Source organism: Actinoalloteichus spitiensis RMV-1378, from assembly GCF_000239155.1.
GTDB classification, from domain to species: domain Bacteria; phylum Actinomycetota; class Actinomycetes; order Mycobacteriales; family Pseudonocardiaceae; genus Actinoalloteichus_B; species Actinoalloteichus_B spitiensis.
The window spans coordinates 1-855 of record NZ_AGVX02000590.1; the positions used below are offsets into that span (position 1 = coordinate 1).

At 72.7% G+C, this 855-nt stretch carries 1 pseudogene; it reads left to right on the plus strand.

The features are described from left to right. Window positions 1-89: 89 nt before the first annotated feature. Window positions 90-722: pseudogene (locus ACTIDRAF_RS30520) on the plus strand (DedA family protein); the annotation flags it as partial. Window positions 723-855 lie beyond the last annotated feature (133 nt).

An 855-nucleotide genomic window follows, 5' to 3' on the forward strand; every position in this document is an offset into this window, starting at 1 on the left:
GCGGCGCCGGGCCCGGGGCTACCGTCGACCTCATGGCGTCGTGACGAGCGGCTCCGCACCGTTTTCCTGGTTACTACCAGGAGTAGTGGATGAACCTCGCGCAGGGCACGGCCGGCGCCGAACTCGGCGGGCTCGCCGGCTGGGCCGTCACCCTGATGGAGACCCTGGGCGGCCCCGGGGCGGCGCTGGTCGTGGGCCTCGACAACCTCTTCCCCCCGGTCCCCAGCGAACTGGTGCTGCCGCTGGCGGGGTTCACCGCCAGCCAGGGCGGGATGAGCCTGCCGGGCGCGTTGTTCTGGACGACGCTCGGTTCGGTCGTGGGCGCGCTCATCACCTACCTCGTCGGGGCCGCCTTCGGGAGGGAGCGGACCAGGGCGCTGGTGACCCGGCTCCCGCTGTTCAGGGTCTCCGACTTCGACCGGGCCGAGGCGTGGTTCGCCCGCCACGGAGCGAAGGCCGTCTTCTTCGGCAGGATGATCCCGATCTTCCGCAGCCTCATCTCCGTGCCGGCCGGCATCCAACGCATGCCGGTGGTGCCGTTCGTCGTCCTCACCACGGCGGGCAGCCTGATCTGGAACACCACCTTCGTGCTCGCCGGGTACCAGCTGGGCGAGAACTGGTACCTGGTGGAGGACTACGCGGGGATCGTCCAACGCGTCGTCATCCTGGCCGTGGCCGCCGCGGTCGTGTTCTTCGTCGCCACCCGGCTGCGGGCCGCGCGACGAGGGGAAGGAGCGGGGGAGCGGGACGCCGCCGCACCGGGCGAGGTCCGCGCCACCCCCACCGAGCGGTTCGCCGAGGCCGAGGCCCCCACGGACCCGCTACCGAGGATCGCCACGCCCCCCACCCGCCCCC